Raw genomic sequence first — 26,281 nt, 5'->3', positions numbered from 1 at the left:
CAGCATGATAGATACACGCTCGGCAGTTAACGGCGAGACGACAGTTCGCCGGTTGGCATTCTGGTCGATTTTTATCGGCATCGCCGTGCTCGGTCTGAAATATGCCGCCTATCATGTTACGGGATCGGTAGCGCTTTATTCTGACGCATTGGAATCGATTGTAAATGTGGTTGCCGCTTTGGCAGCATTCTGGGCAATTCTGCTTAGCCATAAGCCTGCTGACCAGAATCACCCCTATGGTCATCACAAAGCGGAATATTTTTCAGCCGTTATCGAAGGGGTGCTGATTATTCTGGCTGCCTTGCTCATCTTGCGTGAAGTTTGGGTGGCTTGGGAAACACCCAGAAGTTTGGATGAACCTTGGCTAGGTCTTGCCATCAATGGCGGAGCCTCACTGATCAATGCGATTTGGGCTTCGCTGCTACTTAGAAGCGGGCGCAAGCATCGCTCCCCGGCGCTGATTGCTGACGGCAAGCATATTATGACGGATGTGGTGACATCGCTTGGTGTGTTCATTGGTCTCGTTGGTGCGGTTGCGACCGGATGGACAATCCTCGATCCGCTGTTGGCGGTTATTGTTGCCGTGAACATTCTCTGGCAGGGCTGGCGCGTGATCAGCAATTCCGTCCAAGGATTGATGGATGGCGGGGTGTCTACGGATGAAACCATGCGCATCCGCGATATCATATCGGCAAATGCTGGAGGTGCCTTGGAGGTTCATGATTTGAAGGCCCGCGTGGCCGGGCGTATGACCTTCATTGAGTTCCATCTTGTCGTGGACGCAAACATGTCTGTTCGAGATGCGCACATTATTTGCGACCGTATAGAAAACGCTTTGATGCACCACATTCCTGAAGCCAGCGTCGTGATCCATGTCGAGCCAGAAGATGAGGCAAAACTGCCCATCGGCACGGCTGCCGTTCCTTTTGCCTGATCCGTTGAAAGGATTGAAATTCTCATGAATGCACCCCGGGTTCACGTTAAATCGACCGAGCTTCTTTCAGATAATTGGGGAACTCTCACCAAATATACGTATAATTTTTTACGTCGTGACGGGCTTGTCGAAACACAAACTCGCGAAGTTTATGATCGTGGCAATGGGGCGGTGGTTTTGCCCTATGATCCGGTACGAGGAACAATTTTGCTGACAAGGCAATTTCGGCTGCCAGCTTTCGTGGTCCATCAGGAGCCGATGCTGATTGAAGCCTGTGCTGGCCTGCTTGATGACAATGATGCTGAAACCACTGCCCGCAAGGAAACAGAAGAGGAACTGGGCTACCGGCTTCGCGATATTGAGCGTGTCTTCGATCTGTTTATGAGTCCGGGCAGCGTGACCGAGCGTCTGGCATTCTTTATCGCAATCTATAATCCTACCGATAAAGTTTCCGCCGGTGGCGGCCATGAACACGAGGGCGAGGACATTGAGGTCCTAGAGGTGACGCTTGATGAAGCCATGACGATGATTGCCGAACAGCGTATCGTCGATGCCAAGACAATCATCCTGCTCCAGCATCTCAAATTGAAGCAATTATCGCGCTGACCGGCTCTTTTTGGTGCAGTCGCGCAACATTGCGTCACGTAATATTTCAGGCCGTCATGATTTTGTTACAATTATATTGACATAGAAGACGCGCTGGTTGAAACCTCGTCCAGCAATGCGAATTCTCCGAACAGGATCAAGCGTAAAAGCGCGAAGTTGGGGACAAGTTCATTTGGTAAAGCGTCAGTTCCGAGGCTGGAACTGATAGCCAACACGCATGGCAGTGCCAGCGGACGACCGCGGCTGTTTACAAATTTAGTTAACCTTTAAACACTAGGATTAGCTTATGGGTAAACCTTATTTCTATGCACTTGTTGCTGGTCTATCGATGATCGTTCTGGCACAGCCTTCCTATGCACGTAGCACTGCTGATTGCGACAAGCTGCAATCGGGCAAGCCCGAAATTTTATCTGCAAATATTGATAACCAGCCTGATGCGGGCAAGAATGTTGTCGCGGATGCCTGCCCAACAAAGGGCAAGGTTGTCTCCCAGGCTCCGGAAAAATTGAAGCCCATCAACATCTTAGCAACTGGTGGTACAGGTATTTTGAAAAAGGCAGTGAAAGGCGAACTTCAATTTCAGAACGAAGGTTCGCTTCATGAGGATATGTCCTTTAAATATCGTATCTACCGCCCGGAAACGCCGAGCGGCGATACTATGGTGCTTTTGCACGGCTCGGGTCAGGATGAAACCAGCCTGGTATCATTCGCCTCCAAAATTGCACCGGACGCTTTGTTGCTCGCCGTTCGCGGCCGTGTCGTCCAAGATGGGTCAAATCGCTGGTATCGCCGATTGTCGCCAGTGAGCTTCGACCAGACGGATATTCGTTCAGAAGCCGAAGCCTTTGCTGGTTTCTTCACGCAAGCTGCATCAAAATATAAGATCGACATCAACCGCACCACGTTTCTTGGTTACTCAAACGGTGCAAATCTCGTCAATTCGGTCATGATGCTCTATCCGGACCTGGTGAAGCAGGCAGTGCTATTGCGTTCAATGCCGGTCTTGACGGGCTCTATAGATGCCAATCTGGGCAAGGCCCGGGTGCTGACGGTATCTGGCGCATCCGATCAGCTTTATGCCCCTTATGCTCCTGCGCTGGAAGACATGTTGCGCTCGCACGGTGCTCGTGTGGAGGCGCGCTCGATCAAGTCTGACCATGGCCTTGGCAAGGATGACGTGAAAGTTGTCAGCGAGTGGCTTTCTGGTGCAACGGCTTCGCTAAAAAAATAACGGCTTTCTTAAGAGCTCTTGCATCCGAGCCGACACTCGTTTAGGTGTTTGCTCATGAAAATGCGCCCGACACAGATGTCCAATGCTCAGTCTGCCTTTGCAGGGCTGGCCAATCGCGCCTTTCTTCTACCGCTTCTACTCGACCTTATTGGCGATCGCCGGGCTCGTTGAAGGAGCGTCCGGCGGTCGAAACCGCCATGTGGCTCTCGCTCCTTATCCATTTACAACTTTAGCTCCAAGCCTAAAATAGTGCCATGATTGCGCCAGTTCAGCTGCGCACTTGGCCGGAAACGAGAAGCAGATGACTGACATTATAACATCCCGACCTGTCGCAGGAATGCCTGACGCAGCCAAGAAATATGAACCATATGCCTTCGTCGATCTCAAAGATCGTCAATGGCCATCCAAACGCATCGAAAAGGCACCGATCTGGTGTTCTGTGGATCTGCGAGACGGCAATCAGGCGCTTGTTGATCCAATGGGGCATGATCGCAAGGTGCGCATGTTTGCGCTGTTGCTTGATATGGGTTTCAAGGAAATCGAGATCGGATTTCCGTCAGCATCGCAGACAGATTTCGATTTTGCACGCTGGTGTGTGGAAGAAGGTAAGCCCGGAGCGGATGTCTCGTTACAGGTGCTCGTCCAGTGCCGTCCGGAATTGATTACGCGTACATTTGAATCGCTGCAGGGTGCGCATAAACCCATCATCCATTTTTATAATTCCACCAGTGAATTGCAGCGCCGCGTGGTTTTCAACAAAGATGTAAATGGCATCAAGGCTATCGCAACCGATGCCGCAAAGATGATTACTGACATGGCAGCCAAAGCGGGTGGTGGCTTCCGGTTCGAATATTCGCCGGAAAGTTTCACTGGCACTGAACTCGAAGTGGCCTTGGAAATCTGCAATGCCGTAACCGAGATCGTCAAACCGACGCCGGACAACAAGTTGATTATCAATCTGCCGTCTACGGTCGAGATGTCGACACCCAATATCTACGCCGATCGTATCGAGTGGATGTGCCGTCAGCTGGATAACCGTGAAAATCTGATTGTTTCATTGCATCCGCACAATGATCGCGGAACTGGCATCGCGGCAACGGAGCTCGGCCTGATGGCCGGAGCAGACCGTGTTGAGGGTACTTTGTTCGGCAATGGCGAACGTACTGGCAATGTTGATATCGTCACATTGGCACTGAACATGTTTACGCAAGGCCTGGATCCGGAAATTGACTGTTCCGACATTAATCGCATGAAGGAAGTCTATGAATATTCCAACCAATTGGTGATTCCGGAACGGCATCCCTATGTTGGAGAGTTGGTCTACACGGCCTTTTCGGGCTCCCATCAGGATGCGATCAACAAGGGCATGAAGGCCATTAAACAAGCCAATAAAAGCTTGTGGGAAGTGCCGTATTTGCCGATTGACCCGCAAGACGTCGGGCGCAGCTACGAAGCGATTATTCGCATCAATTCGCAATCGGGCAAGGGTGGCATCGCCTATATCTTGCAGGCGGATTACGGGTTGAACCTGCCACGCGGCATGCAAGTGGAGTTCCGTGAAGATATTCAAAACATCACGGACGGCGAAGGCAAGGAAATGCCTTCCAAGCGTATTTATGATCGCTTTCAGGAACTCTATGTCGATCAGCCCAACGCCAGACTCAAGTTCGTCGATCACCACACCTATCCGGACACGGAAAGAAAGGGTGTTCGCATTCTTTCAGCTGAGATAACCGACAATGGTGAAACCAAGCGTATCGAGGGCAGGGGAACCGGACCTGTTGATGGCTTCATCGATGCTCTTTCGCATTATCTCGGTTTCAAAATGTCGGTGGTGAACTATTCTGAACATTCGCTGCAGCATGGCTCAGATGCGGCGGCTATCAGCTACATGGAAATCGAGCATCCAGCAGGAAAAATCTTTGGGGCCGGTATCAATAAGAACATTGTGACGGCTTCGCTGGAAGGCATTGTTTCTGCAGCAAATCGCATTATTGCAAAATAGCAGAACAGAGCCTTTTCGGCTTAATTTTATCAGCTAATGAATTCGGGCCAATCCTTTGCTTAAGTCAAAGGGTTGGCCTTGTTTTGACAAGTTTCAGGTGCATTGGCGTGGCATGATTGCTAATAATTGAGCCCGGATTTTGTTCACACGCCGATCGATTTTCAGCTTGAAGGAATTGATGAAAGAGAATTCGAATCCACGCGACAGGTTGAGCCTTTCAGAAGCAGTGCGTGGCGCGCAGCTTGCGTCTGCGGATAGGAACGATGTTCTAACCGATACGAAAGAAGCTGATCTTGCCCGGATTGAAGTTCTTGCCCAGGATTTGCAGGAGGTTTTCGACGAAGTGCCAGTTGATGATCCGCAGTGGCAATTTGCTGTTTCAAAAGGCCAGCAGCCGCGCTTATGGATCGACGTCACGTCGCATGTCACCATGGCCCGGGATCGACGTACATATCGCTTTGTTCGCGATACGAGGAATGGCCGAATTCTCGTTGCAGAGTCCACCGAGGTAAGACCTGTCGCCGATGCGGTAACGCGTTATATTGCCGAGCGAATTGTCGAGAGACGGCAAATGATGGAAGGCAGCCGGGTCGGGTTGATCGAGCCGAAACCTGTAAAAGAAACACGGCAGATCGAACAATCCATACAGCCTGCGGTAACCATTCCTGCTATCAAACAACCATCTCGTCTGAGTTCATTTATTACAGCGGCATACTGGTTCCTTATTGGAGCAGCCATTGGATCAGGAGCATTCGTGGTGTTTTTTTGGGACCGCGTTTCGAACTACTTCTAGTTCAACCCAGTCAACCCCATTTGAAACTAGCTTCCTGCTAACAAGTCATCGTCACGTATAGTTTGGATCGTCATCTGGGCATCGATAACGCTTCGTTGTTTCATGTGGCATGACCAGCCTACATTGGTTTTTTCGATCGTAAACAGATTATATGCAGCTGGTGGCTTATGGCTGCCGGCGAAGCTCTGGCTTGCCGAAGGGACACATATGACGGGAACGGTCCAGCTTGGCCCGTTAATTTCGTAACGAGTGGCAAGATGGGTATGGCCATGTAAAACAAGTTCGGCGCCGTGCTGACGGACAATGCGCTGGAAAAGGCCGATTCCAAGCAATCTCTTATGGGAAGGGGCCGCGCCGCGAATAGGCGGATGATGGATCATGATGACACGAAACAGACCACGCTGACCCGTTTCTGTAAGAATTTCGGCCAGTTTCGTTGCCTGTTTTGATCTCAGATCGCCCGTTGCCATGAAGGGGGCGGTAGCGCGTGCGGAAGATACGCCGATAAGCGCGACGTCGCCGCGCACGCGTAGGTAAGGAAATTCGACAGGCAGGTTTTCGGCCGCTTGCTTGTCGCCTCGCATCCATGCTTCCCAGTAGCGGCGCGTCTTTTTCAACGCACCTGGAACATATGCGTCATGATTACCGGGAACTACAGAAACGTCCTCCGGCCGACCCAGTGTTTTGAGCCAACGCTGTGCTGTTTCGAGTTCTTCATCCAAGGCAAGATTGACCAAGTCACCAGTGACGGCGATATGGTCCGGGTGCTGTGTCAGGAGGTCATCTGTCAGCGCCTCCAAGGTGCCACCTGTCATCATGCCTTTGCGATTTGAGCGCCAGTTGATATAGCCGGTGATACGTTTTGAAATCAGCTCACGCAGGGTAAGCGCGGGCAGGGGTGACAGATGGATATCGGAGATATGTGCAAGACGGAACATCATTCCAGCTTTATGAGACTATTAGACAGGAATCCAGTGATAGAACCGTCGCACGGACTGACAGTCTCATTGAAAACCGGATGGCATGGCACAAAAACACTTTAGATGGCGGCTCCGCCTCTTTCACACCTATTTTTTATTTCGCCGCCCCATGACGCTGGGCGCGCGGGGAGTCGTTTTCGATGAGGCAACCAACTCAGTTTTCCTTATCCGCCATACTTATGTTGCAGGCTGGCAATTTCCAGGTGGCGGCGTTGAAACCGGCCATACGGTTGAGCAAACCCTCGCCAAGGAGCTTATGGAGGAAGGCAATATCGAGCTGACGGGACGCCCCGAGCTTTTTGCCATTTATCATAATGCTCATGCCTCAAAGCGCGATCATGTCGCGCTTTATGTTTGCCGGTCATTTCGGCAGGCGACGCCCTTCCTCGCCAATCGTGAAATTGCCGAGGCAGGGTTTTTTAAGCTTGATGATTTGCCGCAAGACACTACGCCCTCGACACGACAAAGGCTCGCAGAAATATTTGACGGCTTGGAGCCGCCCCTGCTCTGGTAGTTCAGGCCATCTGATTGCGATTATGTGGTGCCGCATAGTCAATTTCAGGCCCAAGCGGGACGATACCCGTCGGATTTATTGTATTATGGCTCCTGTAATAATGCCCTTTTATGTGCTCCATATTGACCGTCTGTGCGACGCCGGGAACCTGATAGAGTTCACGTGTGTAATTTGAGAGATTGGGATAATCGGCAATCCGTTGTCGATTGCATTTGAAGTGGCCGACATAAACCGGATCAAAGCGTAGAAGCGTTGTAAATAACCGCCAGTCAGCTTCGGTCAGGCGATTGCCAGCGAGATAGCGCTGCTTTGAGAGTTTGACCTCTATTTTGTCCAGTGCACCAAACAACTGAGCGAATGCTTCTTCATATGCTTCTTGTGTTGTGGCAAATCCGGCTCGATAGACGCCATTATTGATGTTGGGGTAAACAATCGCATTGATGGCATCGATCTCGCCGCGTAATTCTTCCGGATAGAAATCAGAATCCGGATCACCATACTCATTGAAAGCAGAATTGAGCATGCGGATAATTTCAGAGGACTCGTTCGAGACGATTGTGTTCTGTTTTTTGTCCCATAGCACGGGCACAGTAACGCGTCCGGAGTAATTGATATCCGCGCGCGTATAGACTTCGTGAAGACGCCTGTAGCCGAAAAGGTGGTCGGCCGTGGCTCCGTCTTTTTCGGAGAATGTCCAGCCTTCGCTGCCCATGTAGTAATCCACAACAGAAACAGAAATGACGTCCTGCAATTTCTTCAAGGCGCGAAAGATCAGAGTGCGATGGGCCCAAGGGCACGCATATGAAACATAGAGATGATAACGGCCACGCTCGGCTTGGAATCCTGCTTCGCCGGTTGGGCCCGCACTGCCATCAGGCGTTACCCAGTTGCGAAACTGGGACTCCGAGCGGATGAAGCGACCTCCGCTTTCCTTGGTGTCATACCATTGATCATGCCAAACGCCGTCAATTAACAAACCCATCTCGTTCATCCTTTAAGGTTGCCCGTAACGACACGGGATATTCGCATTATGATGCTTACCTAGGCATTTTTTACCGTGCAACCAGAACGATGAATGTAAACAGTGTGTCGCTAATGCATGGAACGGATATTCGCATTCCTCTGGCGATCGCTAGGGACGGGAAAGTCACAATCGGCCAATAGCCGGAAACCATGACACTTTTCCGGTTTACGCCGCCCCGGTTTAATGTTAGCGAGGAAAAATGGAGACAATTGTGACAGGTACTTTGTTCATCCGACGATGAAACCCTGACCGGCGCTAATAGCGGCGGACGTCCTGTCTTGCCTTCTAAACATGAAGGTTCTGTCCCACTCCCATATGAAGATGCCCAGAATGCTGTCCCATGTCGTCACCTACGCGCCGGAAGAACCGGAGCATGACACTGCCATTGAAGACATCAACAAAGAAGCCTTCGGCCCCGGACGCTTTACTCGTGCCGCTTATCGTATTCGCGAGGGTGGCCCGCATGATCGCAGCCTTTCTTTTGTCGCCACAAGTGGCGGGCACGTCGTGGGTTCGGTACGGCTCACTCCCATTCTGATTGGGCAAACCAAGGCTATGTTGCTTGGCCCGCTTGCAGTGCGTCCTGCCTGGAAAAAGCAAGGCATCGGTGCGGCCTTGATGCGCACAAGCATGGAGGCTGCACGGCGTGCCGGTCACAAGTTGGTAATTCTGGTCGGAGACGAGCCCTATTATGCGCCCTTTGGTTTCAGGCGGATCGAAGGCCATCAAATTGTTATGCCCGCGCCGGTTGAGCCGTCACGCTTTTTAGCATGTGAACTTGTTCCGCACGCATTGAAAGACGTGCAGGGAAGGGTCAGGCATGCTTCGGTGGCCTGACGCTACTTTCCCTCGCGATACCACATTCCGCCGAGCAGAAATATCATTGCAGCAAGTCCAAGAAATCCGGAAAACAGCGGTAGCCGGTCTACGCTTTTAAGAACTGTTTCATTGGTTGGGCGAAGTCCGATCCAGTTATCACCGCTGGCACTGGCTGCGCCGCGAGATGCGACAATGTTCGGAATTTCGATTGACGCTTGATCCGCGCTCTCACGCAGACGGCGAGCGCCACCACCAGTTTCGCGGGTCAGCGGATCAAGTTTGGCTGTTGTGGACACGTTGTCTGCAAATTCAGGGGCGTCGACGGGGCCGACATGCGCAAGTGTTGTCAGATCACCATTGGCCACCTGGTAAAGCCCAATTTCCTCCATGGGCACAGATGCGGTGAAAACGCCCGGTTCTGTTTCGGCCAAAGGCACAGACTGGGTCTTGCCCGAAGGAGTGATAATACTGGCGGGATCGGCTGTTTTTGCCATTGTCTGGCGGCGAATCTCCAAATTGCGCCCAGAGCCCTTTGCCGTCAGCGCTTCCTCTTCCAACTCGGGTTCTTTCATCAGCCAATGGGCGATACGCCGGTAAAGCGCCGCGTGAGGCCCGCCACCTTCAAAGCCGCGCGCCCAAAGCCAGCCTTGATCGGAAAGGAACATGCCGACACGCCCTTCGCCTAATCGGTTCAACACGAGGAGTGGCCGGTCGCCAGCATTCATCACCACTTCGCCCTCGGGCTTATTCACGTCGATAACGCGGAACCAGCGACTCCAGTTTGGTGGCTCTTGCGTGCTGCCTTCAAGCCCCCTTGTTACGGGGTGACGTTTTCCTTGTTCACTGAGACGAGGATAGAATGCTCTTTCCTCAATATTGCCGGTTGGAACAGCTGGAAGAACTGAAAGCAGCGGTGTATTGGCGATAGACATGTTGCCGGCATATTCTGGCCCGGCTGCAATCAGGAGCGCGCCGCCGCGCTGAACATAATCATTGATATAATCGTAATAGAGCAGCGGCAGCACATCGCGATGCTGATAGCGGTCGAAAATAATCAAATCAAAATCAGTGATACGTTCAACAAACAGCTCACGCGTCGGGAAAGCTATCAGGGATAGTTCGTTGATCGGCGTCGAGTCCTGCTTTTCCGGGGGACGCAGGATGGTAAAATGCACCAGATCCACCGATGCATCTGACTTGAGCAAATTACGCCACGTGCGCTCGCCATTGTGCGGTTCGCCCGAAACGAGCAAAACGCGAAGGTTCTCGCGAATACCATCAATCATTGCTACAGCGCGATTATTGACCTCGGTCAGCTCCCCCGGAACGGTATCGACGATGATTTCGACGATATTGACGCCAGCACGGGGAAGCGTGACTTCCAACGGCATATCTTCGCCAATAATCGCGTCCTGGCTGCTTACTTCTGTTCCATTGACGCGCACACGCACACCTGCGCGACCGCCCAGAGGCTCACCGGCGCCAGTTACCTTATAGGTAATCTGTTGAGGCTTTCCGGTAAGTCCAAAACGCGGAGCGCGTACAAATTGAATGCGCCTATCGATCTCATTGGGCGTACCGGTAATCAAACCATGCACGGGAGCATTAAAACCGAGACCGCTTTTGTTGGCTGGAATATCATGGATTTGCCCGTCGGTAATCATTATCGCGCCACCGATGCGGGCAGGCGGTACATCGCGGAATGCGCCGTTCAAGGCTCCAAAAAGACGCGTCGATGTGGCATCATCATTCTCAGCAGAGCGTCCGGATTCGACCGTGCGGACTTCAAATTGCGGTAGTCTCGCCAATGCTGCCTGCACTTGAGCAAGCGCAGCGTCGGTGTCGGCGGATCTAACGCCGATATCCTGACTTTGGCTTCGGTCCGCAATGACCGCCACCACGCTTTTAAGCGGCTCGCGTTCCTCGTTGACTACGATCGGATTAAAAAGGGCTGCTATCAGAGCGGCTACCGCCAAACTCCGGATCAGACTTCCGCGCTGGCGAAAGAATATGCCCGCCAAAGCCAGCGCTACAAGTGGCACGATGAGGAGGATGAGTAGAGTATTGGAGACGAGTGGCTGGAAATCGACTGAAATATACATTGCCTAATTCCCCAGTCGCAGGAGGAGGTCTGGCACATGTACCTGGTCGGATTTATAGTTCCCGGTCAGCATATACATGACAATGTTAATGCCGGTCCGAAAAGCATGCACACGCTGCACAGGATCGTTTGGAATCGTTGGCAATAAAGGCGCGCCATTAGCATCAATTGCCCAAGCTCCGGCAAAATCATTACCGGTGATGATAATGGGCGATACGCCGTCACCAGCGCGGACAGGCCGGTCGGAACGCCGATCCTCATTAAGCGATGCCTGGACCCAAAGAGGGCTACCGCGGTAACGTCCGGGAAAATCCTGCAAAATGTAGAATGTTTTGGTCAAAACATGATCACCGGGCACGGGTTCCAGTGGCGGTATATTCAGGCCTGAGAGAATGTCCCGCAGCCTCTGGGTGGACGGCGTCGTTGAGTTATCGAGATTGAATGCAGCCGCGTCCTGATCGCGCGTGTCAAACAGGACAGTACCGCCTTGCTGCATGTAAGCATTGATTTTAGCGATTGCCTCAGAGGAAGGCATGTTAGCGTCGGCATCGACAGGCCAGTAAATCAATGGATAGACAGCAAGCTCGTCTCGGGCAGGATCAACACCGATGGGATCGCCGGGTTCCAATGCCGTACTGTCAGCCAGAGCCTTGGAAAGACCAAGCAAGCCCGCCTTGCTGATGTCGTCGGTCGGCCCATCTCCGGTAATGACGTAGGCCAGGTGCGTTACATTGATAGCATCAAGGATGGCTTGGTCACCTGGCTTACTGTCATTTTGTTGAGCCTGCGCAGGCGAAGGTGCAAAGGCAATAAGAGCGGGGAGCAAGAGGATTGCCAGTGACGCGGCAGCGGTTGTGCGAAGTCGGCGGCGCAAATGTCCCCCGAGCCAGATTATGGCCAGAGCATCAAGCGCCAACAGAGCTGCGGCAAGAGCAAAAAGTGGTCCGCGCAAGGGTATGGATTCATCGACAGCATAGCGTGCAGTCGTGACGGGAAAGTTAAGTTCCGGACGAGCGAGCGGATTGATCTCGCTGTCAGGTTTGAAAAGGTTGAGCGCAGTCATTGCGTCTTCCACACCGTAGAAGCCCGGCGGATTTTCAAATGTCACCGACAGATTTGAACCCGATGTAATGAGCGGCTTGGTGTCCTGATTTGGAGGCATCAACGCACCATCGCCATTGAGCGTCAAATAAGGTGGCAAAGCTCGAGCGCTGTTCGCGCCACTATCCTGTGCGATGGTACCGGCGTTTGACGAAAGAGAGACAATCCTGTGCAACATATCTACAAAGCTGCCGCTAATGGGAAGATTGGACCAAGTTGCTTCGGGAGTAACGTGAAAAAGAACAAGCTGTCCACGTCCTCGTGTTTCCCCCGTAACGAGTGGCGTTCCATCGGCAAGATTGGCCCAGCTTTTTTCAAAGAGGTCGGAAGATGGATCGGCGAGCACCTGCCGCGACACGGTTACGTCTTGTGGTGTAGGCAAACCGGCGAAAGGACCATTTGACGGAAAAGATGCGACAGGCTGAGCCTCTTTCCACGATAATGCGCCGCCCAAGGAGCGTTCGCCCTTGCGCAGCCTGACTGGGAGCAGCGGGTCTTCTTCGCTTCCACCAGCAAGGCGCGGACCGGCAAAGCGGATCAGCGTGCCGCCCTTGTTCACCCAGTCTGACAAGGTCTGTTCAGTTTCAGCCGGGAGCTTGCCAATATCAGCCATTATAATCACAGAAGGCTTCTGTTCCAGCAATTCCGGCACAGCGCGGATCAGCTCGGAATTTCGCGGCCGAAGCAGATCGGCAAATGGCTCAAGCGCGCGAGAGATATAATAAAGCGGTGATAACAAGGGCTGCGACAGGTCTGCTTCAGATCCAGAAAGTAACGCAACCCGGCGACGCTTATTGTTATCGTCGATCAGATAAGTAGCCCCAGCCTGTGCAGTGCCATCGATCCTCAAGCTATGAAAATCATTTCGTAGCTCATAAGGCGCAGCTATTACGCCTTCGGCAGCAGTTTCACCTGCGTTGAATGCGATTCCGGTGTCGGCAATGCGCCGGCCTTTTTCGTCAAATGCTCCAACGGTAACCACATTGCGGCTAGTATCAATGCTTGAACGGACAATACGGACGGTGAGGCCATTTGCATTATTCGTCGCTTGCCTTATCGCAACAAGGGAAGCTATCGATGGTTGATACCAGATCATGGAAGCAATGCCGGAGCCTTCAAGTGACTTGATTGCTTCTGCCGCTCGCGGTTCATCCACACCATCATTAAGATATGCCAGCCGTGTCCCTTTGGTATCTGCCAAAACTGCCTTAAGCCGGGCAAAAGCTTGTGAGCGATCAACGGGGATAGGCCGCACAGTCAAGGCACGAAGCCGCTCCAAGGCAGTATTGGCATCAAAGGGGCCGATATCGGTATTCGCTTTTTCAGCCGTCCCAACGATATAGATCAGTGCGCCATCGCTTTGTGTATCGGAAATCAGTCTTTCAGCAGTCTCCTTGCGGGCAATCCATTCCTCATTTGAAGACCAGCCATTATCAAGCACAATGGCAACAGGTTCCTTTCCTGACATGGTCTCAAGCCGTGGGTTCCATACGGGTTCGGAGAGTGCCAGAATAATGAATGCGGCAAGCAAAAGACGCAAAAGCGTCATCCACCAAGGGCTTTTGTTGGGCGTTTCTTCTTTTTGCTTTAGCTGTGCGAGTATCTTTAGCGGTGGAAATATTTCCAGGACCGGACGCGGCGGCGTCACCCGTAACAGCCACCAGATAACAGGAAGAACCAAGAGGCCAGCCAGAAGGTACGGCGCGCCAAAAGCCAAGGGAAGCGCATTCATGATGCCCCCCCTTGATAGCCCACATTGGCAGTCATATTCATATGGACTGATACGAGTGCTTCGGATGCCAGCCTGTCTGTGCGATTGGTAGTATAGCTCCAGCCAATGCGCTTGCAAAAATCGCTTAATGCTGCGCGTCGGGCAAAAAACAGGCGGCGGTATCCGTCGGCATAATCCTCTGCTCTGCCAAATATCAGTGAGGACCCCGTTTCTGGATCGACGAATTCGGTTCTGCGCCGATAAGGAAAATCCTCTTCGGCAGGATCATAAACTTCGATCAAATGAGCACGTGCACCTGAATGAGCCAGCTTTTCCAGAGTAGCGATTGTTTCATCGACAGGATCAAGAAAATCGCTGACGAGCACGACTTCCGAAAAGCGTTTGATACGACTGAGATCTGGTTTGGCGCTGAGATTACCCGCATGCGCAAGGGAGGTGGCCAAACGTTCAGCGCCGTTTCGTGCGGAAGTCGGGTCAGTCACACCCGGAAAGCCGATCCGCTCGCCGCTGCGTGACAACAGCTCCGCCAGAGCCAATATCATGACAAGCGCACGCGATTCTTTTGATGCTTGAGCCTGCTCGGATTTGAACAGCATCGAAGGTGAGGGGTCTGCCCACAACCAAACCGTATGGGCTGCTTCCCATTCCTGATCACGAATGTAAGTGCGGTCATCACGAGCTGAGCGGCGCCAGTCGATGCGCGATATGGCTTCTCCTTCCGTATAGGGCCGGAATTGCCAGAAGCTTTCACCAACCCCGCTCTTGCGACGGCCATGCCATCCAGTATTGACGGTATTGAGAATCCGGCGGGCTTCAACCAGCAGATCAGGCAGAAGCGCGGCGCGCTGACGGGCGCGCGCAAGCGCATCGCCCGTGCCAGTCTTTTGGACCTGCGCGCCAATTGCTGCCATCAGAGCGTGGCCTTTGTCAGGTTTCCAATGACGTCCCGGACATTCATACCATCGGCGCGGGCGGCAAAGGTCAGCGCCATGCGATGCTGTAGTACTGGCTCAGCCAGCGCCTTTACATCATCAACCGACGGCGCAAGACGACCATCGTAAAGGGCCCGTGCTCTTGCACAGAGCATCAAGGCCTGGCTCGCACGAGGGCCGGGACCCCACGAGATGAATTTCTTTGCTATCTCATTATCCGCACCCGGGCGTGCGGCCCGAACGAGAGTGAGGATTGCATTGACCACGCCTTCGGGAACCGGCATCCGCCGAATAAGGTTTTGCATGGCGCGGAGGCGCTCGGCATCAATGATTTTGGCCGCAACAGCTTCCGTTGTGCCGGTTGTCGCGAGAAGGATTTGCCTCTCAGCCTCAAGTTCCGGATAAAGAATATCGATTTGCATGAGGAACCGATCGAGCTGAGCTTCCGGAAGCGGATAGGTGCCTTCCTGCTCCAATGGGTTCTGCGTTGCCAGCACATGAAAAGGTTGCGGCAAGTTATAGCGTTCGCCTGCAATCGTTACATGATATTCCTGCATCGCTTGCAGCAGCGCAGATTGCGTTCGTGGTGATGCGCGATTGATTTCATCTGCCATGAGCAATTGCGCAAAAACTGGACCTTTAACATAGCGGAAAGTCCGCTTGCCGTGCTCGTCCTGTTCCATGATTTCTGAACCAAGAATATCAGAAGGCATGAGGTCTGGTGTGAATTGAATGCGGCGCTCGTCAAGTCCAAGCACAGTGCCCAATGTCTCGACCAATTTTGTTTTTGCGAGGCCCGGCACCCCGACAAGAAGAGCATGTCCACCGGCCAAAAGCGCAACAAGTGTTCGTTCGATGACGCTTTCCTGCCCGAATATGACTTTGCCAATACCCGCTTTTACGCTGGCGATATCTGCGAGCGCCTTTTCAGCCTCTGCGACCATCTCTTTCGGGTCGACCGATACCTCAGGTTTAATCACACTCATGGGGTCACCTCTTAACTGGTATCTGCTCAGACTCTTTCTTAAATGAATCTAAATCACTATGACATGCTGACAAGCGGTCCAACGTTGACTATTTCGTGACGTATACAGAAAAAAGGTCCGGCCATGGCAAAATCTACGAACCTACCGGGAGACGCTGCAGGGCTCGAAGCTTTGATCTCGCGTGCGGCGGTTTCAGAAAAGGGACTGCCACCCGTTGACAAATGGAACCCGGATTTTTGCGGCGATCTTGACATGGAGATAAAGGCCGATGGGACGTGGTTCTATTTGGGGACGCCTATTGGAAGGCAACCGCTCGTCCGGTTGTTTTCTACAGTTTTGCGCAAAGATGAAGATGGCAAAACCTATCTCGTTACCCCTGTAGAGAAGGTTGGCATTCGCGTTGAGGATGCACATTTTCTCGCGGTTGAACTGAATGTGGCGAGCGCAGCGGGCGCTCAAATCATGACGTTCCGCACCAATGTCGGCGATGTAGTGGAGGCTGGCCCGAACAATCCGCTTCGCTTTGTTATCGATGAGGATAATGGTGGGTTGAAACCCTATTTGCTTGTGCGGGGGCGCCTTGAGGCGCTGCTTGCGCGGCCTGTAATGTACGAATTGGTGAATTATGGCGAAGAGATCGAAATTGACGGCAAGACCATGTTTGCAGTTCGTTCGAACGGCGCAGTCTTCCCCATCATGCCTGCCGATGAACTTGAGAAACAAAGCCTATGACTGAACAAACGGCTTTTATTGAAGGGTTTTCAGCGCAGTCGTTTGCACAGCGCGTGGGTCTCAAGGGCAATCAGGATGTGAACGTCGACCATGGCGACCATATTCTCAATCCCGAACTTGATGTGCTGATTGCTGCCAATCCGTTGCGGGATGCGGCAGTGCTTGTGCCGATTGTCGATCGCGGTGCGGAGGCCAATGTTATTCTGACATTGCGAAATGCAAATATGCGAAAACACTCCGGACAGGTCGCGTTTCCGGGAGGAGCAATCGACCCGGAAGACAATTATGAAGCAGAGACGGCGGCGTTGCGCGAGGCCCAAGAAGAAATTGGATTGGAACGCCGCAACGTGGAGTTGATAGGTCGTCTTCCCCGTTATTTGACCACGACAGGCTATTCGATCACGCCTGTAATCGGGTTGGTCTATCCGCCCTTTGACCTCATTCCCAACCCGGATGAAGTGGCGGATGTTTTCGAGGTACCTTTGTCATTCTTGATGAACCCTGCCAATCATCGCCGTGAGAGCCGAATGTTGCAGGGCAAGGAACGCTATTACTATACAATGCCGTTTGGAGACCGCTTTATATGGGGCGTGACCGCAGGTATTATTAGAACGCTTTATGAAAGGCTCTATGCGTGAGCAAGATGATTTCCATCGCCGGTAAGGCAGATTGGCTGAATGAACCTTCATTGCAATCATTGCTGGCTGTGCTGTCTTCCGGTGGCGAAGAAGCGCGCATTGTTGGTGGCGCTGTGCGTAACACCCTGCTCAATCAAACCGTATCCGATATTGACATTGCGACGACATGTTTACCGCAAATGACGATTGAACGAGCAACGAGTGCAGGCTTCAAAGCGATCCCAACCGGCATTGATCACGGAACGATAACGGTTGTAAGTCACGGCAAGCCCTATGAAGTGACAAGTCTGCGCGCCGACGTGAGTACGAATGGGCGACATGCCGAGGTAGCGTTTGGTCGCGACTGGCTCGTAGATGCCCAGCGCCGTGATTTCAGCATCAACGCGCTTTATGCTGACGCCGACGGCACAATTACAGATTTGGTGGGCGGTATTGCAGATATAGAAAGCCAGACGCTTCGTTTTATCGGGGATCCTGAGCAACGTATCCGCGAGGACTATCTCCGTATATTACGGTTTTTCCGTTTCTTTGCGTGGTATGGAAAAGGTCGTCCTGAAAGCGAAGGATTGAAAGCCTGTGCGCGTTTGAAGGATGGCCTCGCACAATTGTCGGCTGAGCGAACCTGGTCAGAACTCAAGAAACTTTTTGCGGCTCCGGATCCCTCGCGGGCTTTATTGTGGATGCGGCAGGCCGGTGTTTTGACGGCGGTGCTACCGGAAAGTGAGAAATGGGGCATTGATACGATCCACGGCCTTGTTGATACCGAGCAGGATTTGCGGTGGGAGGTCGATCCTATATTGCGCCTAGCCAGCATTGTTCCGCCAGATGCGGGCCGTATAGCCGAGATGGCAGCAAGGCTTAAGCTGTCAAATAGCGAGCGTGAGCGGCTCGAAAACTGGGCAGATACGAGCCTGCCTGCTGCGGAAATATCTGAAACCGGTTTTGCCAAAAAACTGTATCGCAGCAACGTCCAAGGCATGGAAGACAGGCTGCGCTTGGCAATCGTCAGCGCACGTGCTCAAGCAATGGCAGATAACGGCGCAATGATGCGCGCTGGGCTATTGTCCAAACAGCTCGATTATATTGCGGACTATAATCGGCCTAAATTTCCGCTCTCCGGCGGGGACATTGTTGCTGCAAGCGGACTCAAGGGACCGGCAATTGGTCAAATTCAACGGCAGCTCGAAGAAGAATGGGTCAACTCCGGCTTCGCGCTGGACCGCGACGCACTTTTAGCACGCATACCGGAGATTGCCGCTACAGAGTAAGCAAGATGGTCAGGCCGCCTTGCCCTTTTCAGGCTGGATATTGGCTTTGATTGTTTCCAGCATAGACTCGCGAATGGTTGTCTCACCATGGGTTTCGCGCAGATGGTCAGTGGTTCGACGTATGATTTCAGCATCCGTGTCGTGACGTGTGTGCCACTGGCAGCCGGGAACAATACAATGAAGTTCTTTCATGGCTTCTCTCCCTATTGCGAGTGCCCACAAGCACTCTTTTCACAACGGTGAGGACTATAACGCATCAAAACCCGAATTGATCCCCCAAAATTCCTATTATGGCCATTTCACCGTTGGGGGCATGGATGAAAGAATAGAGTCGACATTACCTCCGGTCTTCAATCCAAAGATTGTTCCGCGATCATAAAGCAGATTGAACTCGACATAGCGACCACGCCGGACAAGTTGCTCCTGACGATCAGCATCAGTCCAATCCTGATTGAAGTTTTGCCTTACGAGATAGGGATAAACAACCGAGAATGCCCGGCCAACATCGCGCGTGAAATTGAAGTCCGCGTCCCATCCGCCGTTCTCGTCGGATGAATGCAACCAGTCATAGAAAATGCCACCGGTGCCACGGGGTTCGTTACGGTGCGGCAGGTAGAAATACTCGTCACACCAGGATTTGAATTTTTCATGGTCGGCGACTGCGGAATGCTTGTCGCAAACAAATTTCATCGCTTTGTGAAACGCCACAGTGTCAGAATCATCTGACTGCCGCTTACGTTCCAGAACAGGCGTCAGATCGGCCCCTCCACCGAACCATTGGCGGGTGGTCACTACCATTCTCGTGTTCATGTGCACGGCAGGCACGAGAGGACTTTGCGGATGGGCAATCAATGAAATTCCCGACGCCCAAAAACGTGGGTCCTCGTCAGCGCCCGGGATTTGTTTGCGGAATTCTTGACTGAATTCGCCATGAACTGTTGAAATATGAACGCCGACCTTTTCGAAAACACGGCCATGCATGACCGACATGGTTCCGCCGCCGCCATCGCCTTCACGCTTCCAGGGCGTTTGTTTAAAGCGGCCAGGCGCACGATCGGACAGGGGGCCCTGTAACTCGTCTTCCAACAGCTCAAAACTCGCGCAAATCTTGTCGCGTAGTTCGGTAAACCAGGCCGTTGCTGCAGTTTTCTTCTCTTCGAGCTTTTCGGGAAGGATGGCGGGTATGTCGGGACGGTCCATGAGATGAGAATCCTTGTTTGCCCGAACAATAGCACAACAGATTACAGCCAAAAGACAAAGCCGTTTACCCAATTCGCAAATGCACAAAAAATGACTCGTTTTTCGGCGGCCCTCCACTTAATCTATCAGGTGTAGGGCTCAGTGAGGATACGAGTATGGTTTCCAGAGCACCCAAATCGCAGTTTCCGAAACCGCCTCTCGACGGGCTGCGCAAGAGATTGAGGCAAAGCCGTGAAGATGTTGGGTTGCAGCGCGGTGCGTTCGTTCGCGAGAGTTTTAAGCTTCCGCGACTGGCAGCGCGCGAAAAAGCGAAGGAGTGGTTCGCTCAATATCCAAAGGCTGCATATTGGACCGAGATCGAAAGCTGGTATGAGCGTCCGGGAGATATAATTGAGTTTACCATGCGGCGACTGCCGAATGCTGACTAAGTCACATTTTGGCATTTTTGCCCCAAACAACAATAAAATTGATGGATTCTTCAATAAATTGATCGGGTTTTGACCAAAATCATCCGTATTTTCAAATTATTTCGAGTTTTTAGGCGATTTCTCGCTAATTCCAATGAATCGTGCTGACAGTCTATTTTAAAGCCAGTAGAACTTTTTCCAGCACCGGAGAATCTTCCGGGACGCACAATAATTGGAGGATAATATGCGTTTATCATTAATCTCTGGAGTGGCTCTGGCAGCCGTGATGGCAATGACATCATTTGCCCGCGCTGACATCATTGTGGGTATCATCGCGCCGGTCACGGGCCCCGTTGCCGCTTACGGTTTGCAGGTCAAAAATGGCGTTGAGAGCGCGGCCGAGGCAATCAACGCGGCTGGCGGCATCAAGGGTGAAAAGATTGTAACCAAGGTGTTTGATGACGCAGGCGAGCCGAAGCAGGGTGTTTCTGTGGCCAACCAGGTGGTGGGTGAAGGCATCAAGTTTGTTGTTGGTCCGGTAACATCCGGCGTGGCAATGCCCGTATCCGATGTGCTGGCCGAAAATGGCATTGTGATGGTTACACCGACTGCTACGACGCCGGAACTGACAACCCGTGGTTTGGAGACCGTATTCCGTACCTGCGGACGGGATGATCAGCAGGCCGATGTCGCTGGCAAATACATTCTCGACAACTTCAAAGACAAGCGCATTGCCATTATCTATGACAAGACGCCTTACGGCACTGGTATTGGCAACGGTCTGAAGGCTGTTCTCAATAAAGGCGGTGTAACCGAGGTCGTTTTCGAAGGCATCAATGCCGGTGAGAAGGACTACAGCGCACTCATTACCCGTATCAAGTCTGAGAAAGCCGATGTGATTTACTTCGGTGGTTATCACGCGGAAGGCGGTCTGATTGCCCGCCAGTTGTCGGATCAGGGCATCAAAGCACAGCTCATTGGCCCCGATGGCCTCTCAAACACTGAATATTGGGCCATTGGCGGTGAGGCTGCTGCTGGTACACTATTCACGAATAGTGCTGATCCAACAAAGAATCCTGCCGCCGCAAAAATTGTAGAAGCACTTACAGCCAAGAATATCCCGGCTGAAGCATTCACGCTCAACGCCTATGCTGCCTTGCAGGTTATAGCTGCTGGCATTGAAAAGGCAGGTTCGTCAGAACCAACGGAAGTTGCTGCCAAGATAAAGTCGGGCGAAGCACTGCCGACAGTTGTTGGCGATCTTGCCTACTCGGCAACTGGCGATCTGACAACACCAGCTTTTGTTTTCTACAAGTGGGAAGGCGGTAAGCCGGTTCAGCTGGATTAATCTCTGAGTAAACCGCCGGTCTTAGTGACCGGCGGTTTTCAATCCGGACTGTAATTGCCGGAGCGCTTCACTTGTAGCAATTGCGGCAGACAATGCGAGGTTCAACGACCGAGCGCCTTCAACCATGGGAATTATCAGTCGCGAATTTGCCGCTTGGTGAACCTCATCCGGGACACCCGATGATTCTCGCCCCAGCAGCAGAATGTCACCGGGTTGAAATAAAAATTCTGTGTAGGGCGTGGCCGCTTTGGTCGAGAATAGAAGCAATCGGCGATTTTCACCCAGCCGCCATTCTTGAAATGCCTGCCAGTTCGAGTGGCGGGTCAGAGCTGCCTGTTCCAGATAATCCATACCTGCGCGTTTGAGTGAACGGTCGGAAATGTCAAAGCCTGCAGGCTCGATCACGTCAACGCCGATGCCAAAACAAGCGGCCATCCGCAATATGGTACCGGTATTACCGGGAATGTCAGGCTGATAGAGCGCTACTCGCAGGTTCAAACTATTATCGGTCAAGTGTGGCGTGCTCCATGGGCAACAATTGGCTGAACGAAGTGCCGTTACGCAGATTGGCCTCTCGCTTTTGACGTTCATAATCGCTATAGGGGTTGCACCGCAACGCTTGAGCAAAATTTGGAGGTGTCGATGACCGAATTTTTCCGACTTCTTCCAAGCCGGATAGTTTCACCAATGGGAGCTGTGGCCGGTTTCGCAGGCGGCGTGGGGTCAATTTATACGATCTAGTTTTTAAGACACAAACCGCATTCGTTCTCATGGTTGGCGATTTACTGACCAATCAGCTCCGGCAATTCATGCCGTATAATTTCTTGCCGATCCCAAAAGAGGTCCGACAATGTTCCGCTGGTTTGAAGACAGGCTTGAGCCATTTCCCGCTGCTGAGCCGAGTGAGCCGCCCAAAACACTAATTGCGTTCTGTCTGCACTACACACGTGGTGTCTGGCCATGGCTTGCCGTTATGGCGGTGTGCACATCGCTGATCGCCGTTCTCGAAGTGTCCATGTACGCATTTCTGGGCAACATCGTCGATTGGTTGTCGAATCATTCGCGGGAAACATTCATCGCGGATGAGGGGTGGAAACTCGCATTGCTTGCGGGTGTTGTGCTTATAGCAATGCCAGGTATCGTACTTCTGGATTCGCTGGTTATTCATCAGACCCTTTTGAGCAACTATCCAATGCGAATCCGGTGGATGGTGCACCGCTATGTGGTTCGCCAATCAATGACTTTTTTTCAGGATGAGTTTGCTGGACGTATTTCGACCAAGCTGATGCAGACCTCTCTGGCGGTCCGTGAAGCGGTGATGAAACTGCTCGATGTGCTTAATTATGTAATCGTCTACTTCACCGGGACCCTCATTATTGCCGCTGCGGCTGACTTGCGTCTGATGGTGCCGTTTCTACTCTGGTTGATGGCCTATATAGGCCTGATGTGGTATTTCATCCCAAAATTGCAGGTTGCATCTAAAGCACAAGCAGATTCCCGTTCGTCAATGACGGGCCGGATTGTCGACAGTTATACCAATATTGCGACGGTCAAGCTTTTCTCCCATTCCAAACGGGAGGAAAGCTATGCCCGCGAAGGGATGCAGGATTTTCTGTCGACAGCTTATCGCCAGATGCGCATGGTGACCGGCTTTCATGTGACTCTGTATGCGATGAACTGCCTGTTATTGTTCTCCGTAAGCGCCATAGCGATCTGGCTTTGGCTTGGGGCAGCGATCACAGTCGGTGCTGTGGCAGTGGGTATAGGTCTTGTGCTTCGCCTTAACGGCATGTCGCAGTGGATCATGTGGGAAATGTCGGCACTGTTCGAAAACATCGGCACGGTGGAAGACGGTATTACGTCCATATCGCTCCCACGATTGGTCATGGACGTGCTTGATGCTCCCAACCTTGATGTACGAGCCGGCGCTATCACCTTTGATAAAATCGGTTTCCACTATGGCAAGGGAGCCGGCGTTATTGATCGGCTGTCTCTTGATATCAAGCCAGGTGAGAAAATCGGATTGGTCGGACGTTCCGGCGCGGGCAAGTCCACGCTCGTCAATCTCCTGTTGCGATTCTACGATCTTGAAAGCGGCAGAATCACGATTGATGGGCAGGATATTTCGAAAGTCCGACAAGATTCGCTGCGCGAACATATCGGGATGATCACTCAGGACACATCATTGCTGCATCGCTCAATCAGAGACAATGTGCTTTACGGAAGACCAGATGCTTCGGAAGAACTGATGAGGCAAGCGGTCAGGAACGCGCAGGCAGATTCGTTTATTGAAGCGGCTTCCGATCCGAAGGGGCGTCGTGGTTTCGACGCTCATGTGGGCGAGCGCGGCGTCAAGCTTTCTGGCGGACAGCGTCAGCGCATTGCAATTGCCCGCGTAATGCTCAAAGACGCACCTATCCTTATCATGGACGAGGCGACATCGGCTCTTGATTCAGAAGTGGAAGCCGCAATTCAGGACAATCTCTATCGCCTGATGCAGGGCAAGACAGTTATTGCCATCGCGCATAGGCTTTCTACCATTGCAGCACTCGACCGTCTCGTTGTCATGGACAAAGGGCAGATTGTAGAAAGCGGCAGTCATGATGAGCTTATCGCAGCTGGCGGTATTTATGCCGATCTGTGGGCGCGCCAGTCCGGAGGCTTCCTGGGAATGGATGATTAGAGCAAATTCGCTCTGGCAGACAGTAGAGTGAACCAAGTTTAATTTGACGACCGCCGGGACTCAACGGAAAGTACTCCGCCGGTCGTCATTTGTTACGGCTGTTTGGTTTTAACAAACCGCAAGGATTCCAAACTGATGTGGTTTGCATGAAGCGTCTGTTCGCCCTTTTCGAAAGCTGGGTTGATCCCTACGCCAAAGCTCCGGCGGACCGTGTTCCAAACCACACATTGGCATTTATGTGGTTCTACGTCCGGCAGCAGAAATATGTGTTTCTTGCGATGCTTGTCTGTGGCGGGCTTATCGCCTTTTTTGAAGCAGGGCTTTTCTGGTTTGTCGGCAAAATCATCGATATCCTCTCTTCGGCCGATCGCGTTGAAGGATGGGACGGATTAATCGACAAACATGGGATAGCGCTTCTTCTCATGCTTTTGGCGGTGTTGATTGGTCGTACGCTGGTACTTTCACTTGCGGCGCTTGTTGAGGAGCAGGCAATTGTTCCCGGCTTCAATAATCTCGTGAGGTGGCAAGCTCACAGCATTGTCTACCGTCAGAGCCTGTCGTTTTTCCAGAATGATTTTTCCGGTCGTATTGTTACGAAGGTCTGGGCTACCGGGCAGGCGCTTGGCGATTTCATGGTGACGCTGCTCCAAGCCGTCTGGTTCAGCGTGGTCTACTGCGCCACTACGCTCTTTCTGATCGGGCGGCTGGATTGGCGCCTTGCATCTGTGGTGATCGCATGGCTTGCTGTTTTTGGTTTGACCGCGCGTTATTTCCTGCCGCGTGTGCGCCGGGCGGCCCGTGAAACGGCGGAAAGCAGCTCAGTTGCGATGGGTCAACTCGTGGATGGTTATAGCAATATCCAGACATTGAAACTGTTTGGTACTGCAAGCCGCGACGATGCCTATATCCGTCAGGGCATGGATCGTTGGTTACAGGCTATCACCACGCTGACGCGTGGCTTGAGCGGCATTCGCATTTCATTGGCCTCTACCAGCGGAATTATGATCTGCACAGTTGCCTATGTGTCGATAGACCTGTGGCTGGCCGGGGAAATCTCATCGGGCGAAGTGGCTTTTACTCTGGGGCTGGTGCTGCGCCTGAGCATGTTGCTGACCCGGATGATGGCTAATCTGAATGGCCTTTTGCGCAACTACGGCACGATACAAAATTCCAAAGAGCTACTGGCAAAGCCTGTGACTGTGCTCGACAAACAAGATGCACAAGAATTGGTGGTGCCGCAAGGTTCGATTAACTTCGAAAATATCCGGTTTCACTATGACAGCGCCAGATCGGTCATTAATGACCTGTCACTGTCCATTCGACCGGGTGAGAAAGTGGGGCTGGTAGGGCGCTCGGGAGCGGGAAAGTCCACGCTCGTTAATTTGCTTTTGCGTTTTTATGATCTCGAAGGCGGTAAAATTATCGTTGACGGGCAGGACATAGCGAACATTACGCAGGATTCCCTGCGCGCCAATATCGGTATGGTCACGCAAGACACATCGCTACTGCATCGTTCCGTGCGAGACAATATTCTGTATGGCAGGCCGGACGCATCCGAAGAGCTTTTGCAAAAGGCAGTTAAAAATGCACAAGCCGATATTTTCATTGATGATTTAAGTGACCAGAAGGGTCGAAAGGGTCTGGACGCACATGTTGGAGAGCGTGGCGTGAAGCTTTCCGGCGGGCAACGGCAGCGCATCGCAATTGCGCGTGTCATGCTGAAGGACGCTCCCATTTTGGTGCTGGACGAGGCCACCTCCGCGCTTGATTCCGAGGTTGAGGCGGCCATTCAGGAGAGTCTTTACCAATTGATGCAGGGAAAAACGGTCATCGCTATCGCCCATAGACTCTCGACCATTGCCGCATTGGATCGCTTGGTCGTGATGGACGAGGGGCGCATTGTGGAAACAGGCAAGCACGAAGAACTCATCGCGGCGAATGGGATTTATGCCAGTCTCTGGGCGCGGCAGTCAGGCGGGTTTATCGCTCATGATTAACGCTTGTGGGATGAATTTGATATTTGCATCCGGTACAGCTGCAAACTCCGGTGCGAATATCAAATCACTCTACTGGAATCATATGCTTATCGGTGGTCTTGCCGATTCCAACATTCGCAACAAGCATGATCGAAATGAGATGCGAATGTTAGAATAAGACCACCAAGCTTATCCCTGCGACATCCTGCCCTTGTGGCTTTGTCAGGCTGGACAAGCCCCTGCGACACGCTTAGAAACCACCCGATATGTT

At 52.4% G+C, this 26,281-nt stretch carries 23 protein-coding genes; 14 read left to right on the top strand and 9 right to left on the bottom strand.

Features of this window, described 5'->3' with window-relative positions; all coding sequences use genetic code 11:
* Positions 1 to 4 precede the first annotated feature (4 nt).
* From V9K95_RS04815 to V9K95_RS04795, 5 genes are all read left to right on the top strand, one after another.
* Entirely contained in the window at positions 5 to 934 is a 930-nt protein-coding gene (locus V9K95_RS04815; protein WP_115052384.1) for a cation diffusion facilitator family transporter, read from the top strand.
* A 24-nt stretch (positions 935 to 958) separates the two neighbouring features.
* Entirely contained in the window at positions 959 to 1,540 is a 582-nt protein-coding gene (locus V9K95_RS04810; RefSeq protein ID WP_307279621.1) for an NUDIX domain-containing protein, read from the top strand.
* 286 nt (positions 1,541 to 1,826) lie between these two features.
* Positions 1,827 to 2,771: an alpha/beta hydrolase gene (locus V9K95_RS04805; RefSeq protein ID WP_307279618.1), complete on the top strand. Its 945-nt coding sequence runs from the start codon at positions 1,827 to 1,829 to the stop codon at positions 2,769 to 2,771.
* Positions 2,772 to 3,072: 301 nt separating this feature from the next.
* The gene (gene leuA / locus V9K95_RS04800; RefSeq protein WP_336439693.1) at positions 3,073 to 4,776 is read left to right on the top strand and encodes a 2-isopropylmalate synthase; all 1,704 of its coding nucleotides are present in this window, start codon (positions 3,073 to 3,075) and stop codon (positions 4,774 to 4,776) included.
* A 178-nt stretch (positions 4,777 to 4,954) separates the two neighbouring features.
* Complete coding sequence (locus tag V9K95_RS04795; protein ID WP_336439694.1) at positions 4,955 to 5,569, top strand: hypothetical protein; 615 nt, start codon at positions 4,955 to 4,957, stop codon at positions 5,567 to 5,569.
* 26 nt (positions 5,570 to 5,595) lie between these two features.
* On the opposite strand, the gene V9K95_RS04790 is transcribed toward V9K95_RS04795, so the two are convergent.
* Positions 5,596 to 6,507 carry a metallophosphoesterase gene (locus V9K95_RS04790; protein WP_115052388.1) on the bottom strand — a complete coding sequence of 304 codons (912 nt, stop codon included), beginning with the start codon at positions 6,505 to 6,507 and terminating at the stop codon, positions 5,596 to 5,598.
* An 85-nt stretch (positions 6,508 to 6,592) separates the two neighbouring features.
* Between V9K95_RS04790 and V9K95_RS04785 the strand changes: the two genes are divergently transcribed.
* The gene (locus V9K95_RS04785) at positions 6,593 to 7,063 is read left to right on the top strand and encodes an NUDIX domain-containing protein (protein ID WP_336439695.1); all 471 of its coding nucleotides are present in this window, start codon (positions 6,593 to 6,595) and stop codon (positions 7,061 to 7,063) included.
* A gap of 1 nt (position 7,064) precedes the next feature.
* Here the strand turns inward: V9K95_RS04785 and V9K95_RS04780 are convergent, their stop codons facing one another.
* Positions 7,065 to 8,045, bottom strand: coding sequence for a glutathione S-transferase family protein (locus V9K95_RS04780; RefSeq protein ID WP_336439696.1), 981 nt, complete (start codon positions 8,043 to 8,045; stop codon positions 7,065 to 7,067).
* A gap of 372 nt (positions 8,046 to 8,417) precedes the next feature.
* Between V9K95_RS04780 and V9K95_RS04775 the strand changes: the two genes are divergently transcribed.
* Complete coding sequence (locus tag V9K95_RS04775) at positions 8,418 to 8,924, top strand: GNAT family N-acetyltransferase (RefSeq protein ID WP_115052391.1); 507 nt, start codon at positions 8,418 to 8,420, stop codon at positions 8,922 to 8,924.
* Positions 8,925 to 8,926: 2 nt separating this feature from the next.
* Here the strand turns inward: V9K95_RS04775 and V9K95_RS04770 are convergent, their stop codons facing one another.
* Genes V9K95_RS04770 through V9K95_RS04755 form a run of 4 tightly spaced genes read right to left on the bottom strand, consistent with a single transcriptional unit; the run spans position 8,927 to position 15,758 of the window.
* A complete protein-coding gene (locus V9K95_RS04770) occupies positions 8,927 to 11,002 on the bottom strand; it encodes a hypothetical protein (protein ID WP_307286192.1) in 2,076 nt (691 codons plus the stop codon).
* Positions 11,003 to 11,011: 9 nt separating this feature from the next.
* Positions 11,012 to 13,840, bottom strand: a complete 2,829-nt coding sequence (locus V9K95_RS04765; RefSeq protein ID WP_336439697.1) for a DUF4159 domain-containing protein — start codon at positions 13,838 to 13,840, stop codon at positions 11,012 to 11,014.
* Entirely contained in the window at positions 13,837 to 14,751 is a 915-nt protein-coding gene (locus V9K95_RS04760) for a DUF58 domain-containing protein (RefSeq protein ID WP_336439698.1), read from the bottom strand. Before V9K95_RS04760 ends, V9K95_RS04765 begins: the two co-directional genes overlap by 4 nt.
* Complete coding sequence (locus V9K95_RS04755) at positions 14,751 to 15,758, bottom strand: AAA family ATPase (protein WP_336439699.1); 1,008 nt, start codon at positions 15,756 to 15,758, stop codon at positions 14,751 to 14,753. The genes V9K95_RS04760 and V9K95_RS04755 overlap by 1 nt, the downstream gene beginning before the upstream one ends.
* A 123-nt stretch (positions 15,759 to 15,881) precedes the next feature.
* On the opposite strand from V9K95_RS04755, the gene V9K95_RS04750 reads away from it, so the two are divergent.
* From V9K95_RS04750 to V9K95_RS04740, 3 genes are read left to right on the top strand one after another with little or no spacing between them, the layout of a single operon-like run.
* Positions 15,882 to 16,490, top strand: coding sequence for a DUF1285 domain-containing protein (locus V9K95_RS04750; RefSeq protein WP_336439700.1), 609 nt, complete (start codon positions 15,882 to 15,884; stop codon positions 16,488 to 16,490).
* Positions 16,487 to 17,128 carry a CoA pyrophosphatase gene (locus tag V9K95_RS04745; protein WP_336439701.1) on the top strand — a complete coding sequence of 214 codons (642 nt, stop codon included), beginning with the start codon at positions 16,487 to 16,489 and terminating at the stop codon, positions 17,126 to 17,128. The genes V9K95_RS04750 and V9K95_RS04745 overlap by 4 nt, the downstream gene beginning before the upstream one ends.
* Positions 17,125 to 18,396 (top strand): CCA tRNA nucleotidyltransferase, encoded by a 1,272-nt coding sequence (locus V9K95_RS04740; protein WP_336439702.1) that lies wholly within the window; start codon positions 17,125 to 17,127, stop codon positions 18,394 to 18,396. Before V9K95_RS04745 ends, V9K95_RS04740 begins: the two co-directional genes overlap by 4 nt.
* Positions 18,397 to 18,405: 9 nt before the next feature.
* Here the strand turns inward: V9K95_RS04740 and V9K95_RS04735 are convergent, their stop codons facing one another.
* Positions 18,406 to 18,588, bottom strand: coding sequence for a DUF1059 domain-containing protein (locus V9K95_RS04735; RefSeq protein ID WP_115052399.1), 183 nt, complete (start codon positions 18,586 to 18,588; stop codon positions 18,406 to 18,408).
* A 96-nt stretch (positions 18,589 to 18,684) separates the two neighbouring features.
* Positions 18,685 to 19,596: an oxygen-dependent coproporphyrinogen oxidase gene (gene hemF, locus V9K95_RS04730; RefSeq protein WP_336439703.1), complete on the bottom strand. Its 912-nt coding sequence runs from the start codon at positions 19,594 to 19,596 to the stop codon at positions 18,685 to 18,687.
* Between the two features lie 155 nt (positions 19,597 to 19,751).
* Between hemF and V9K95_RS04725 the strand changes: the two genes are divergently transcribed.
* Together V9K95_RS04725 and V9K95_RS04720 are read left to right on the top strand one after the other, a co-directional pair.
* Entirely contained in the window at positions 19,752 to 20,024 is a 273-nt protein-coding gene (locus V9K95_RS04725; protein WP_115052401.1) for a hypothetical protein, read from the top strand.
* Between the two features lie 223 nt (positions 20,025 to 20,247).
* Entirely contained in the window at positions 20,248 to 21,351 is a 1,104-nt protein-coding gene (locus tag V9K95_RS04720; protein WP_115052402.1) for an ABC transporter substrate-binding protein, read from the top strand.
* A gap of 21 nt (positions 21,352 to 21,372) precedes the next feature.
* On the opposite strand, the gene V9K95_RS04715 is transcribed toward V9K95_RS04720, so the two are convergent.
* A complete protein-coding gene (locus tag V9K95_RS04715; RefSeq protein WP_336440192.1) occupies positions 21,373 to 21,849 on the bottom strand; it encodes a tRNA (cytidine(34)-2'-O)-methyltransferase in 477 nt (158 codons plus the stop codon).
* A gap of 352 nt (positions 21,850 to 22,201) precedes the next feature.
* On the opposite strand from V9K95_RS04715, the gene V9K95_RS04710 reads away from it, so the two are divergent.
* Positions 22,202 to 24,034, top strand: a complete 1,833-nt coding sequence (locus V9K95_RS04710; protein WP_336439704.1) for an ABC transporter ATP-binding protein — start codon at positions 22,202 to 22,204, stop codon at positions 24,032 to 24,034.
* A gap of 146 nt (positions 24,035 to 24,180) precedes the next feature.
* Positions 24,181 to 26,031: an ABC transporter ATP-binding protein gene (locus tag V9K95_RS04705; RefSeq protein ID WP_336439705.1), complete on the top strand. Its 1,851-nt coding sequence runs from the start codon at positions 24,181 to 24,183 to the stop codon at positions 26,029 to 26,031.
* Positions 26,032 to 26,281: the final 250 nt, after the last annotated feature.

Origin of the sequence: Phyllobacterium sp. CCNWLW183, assembly GCF_037203775.1 — a bacterium.
Lineage (GTDB): Bacteria > Pseudomonadota > Alphaproteobacteria > Rhizobiales > Rhizobiaceae > Phyllobacterium > Phyllobacterium ifriqiyense.
Note: the sequence above shows the minus strand (reverse complement) of the source record. Positions and strands in the feature narration are given on the sequence as shown.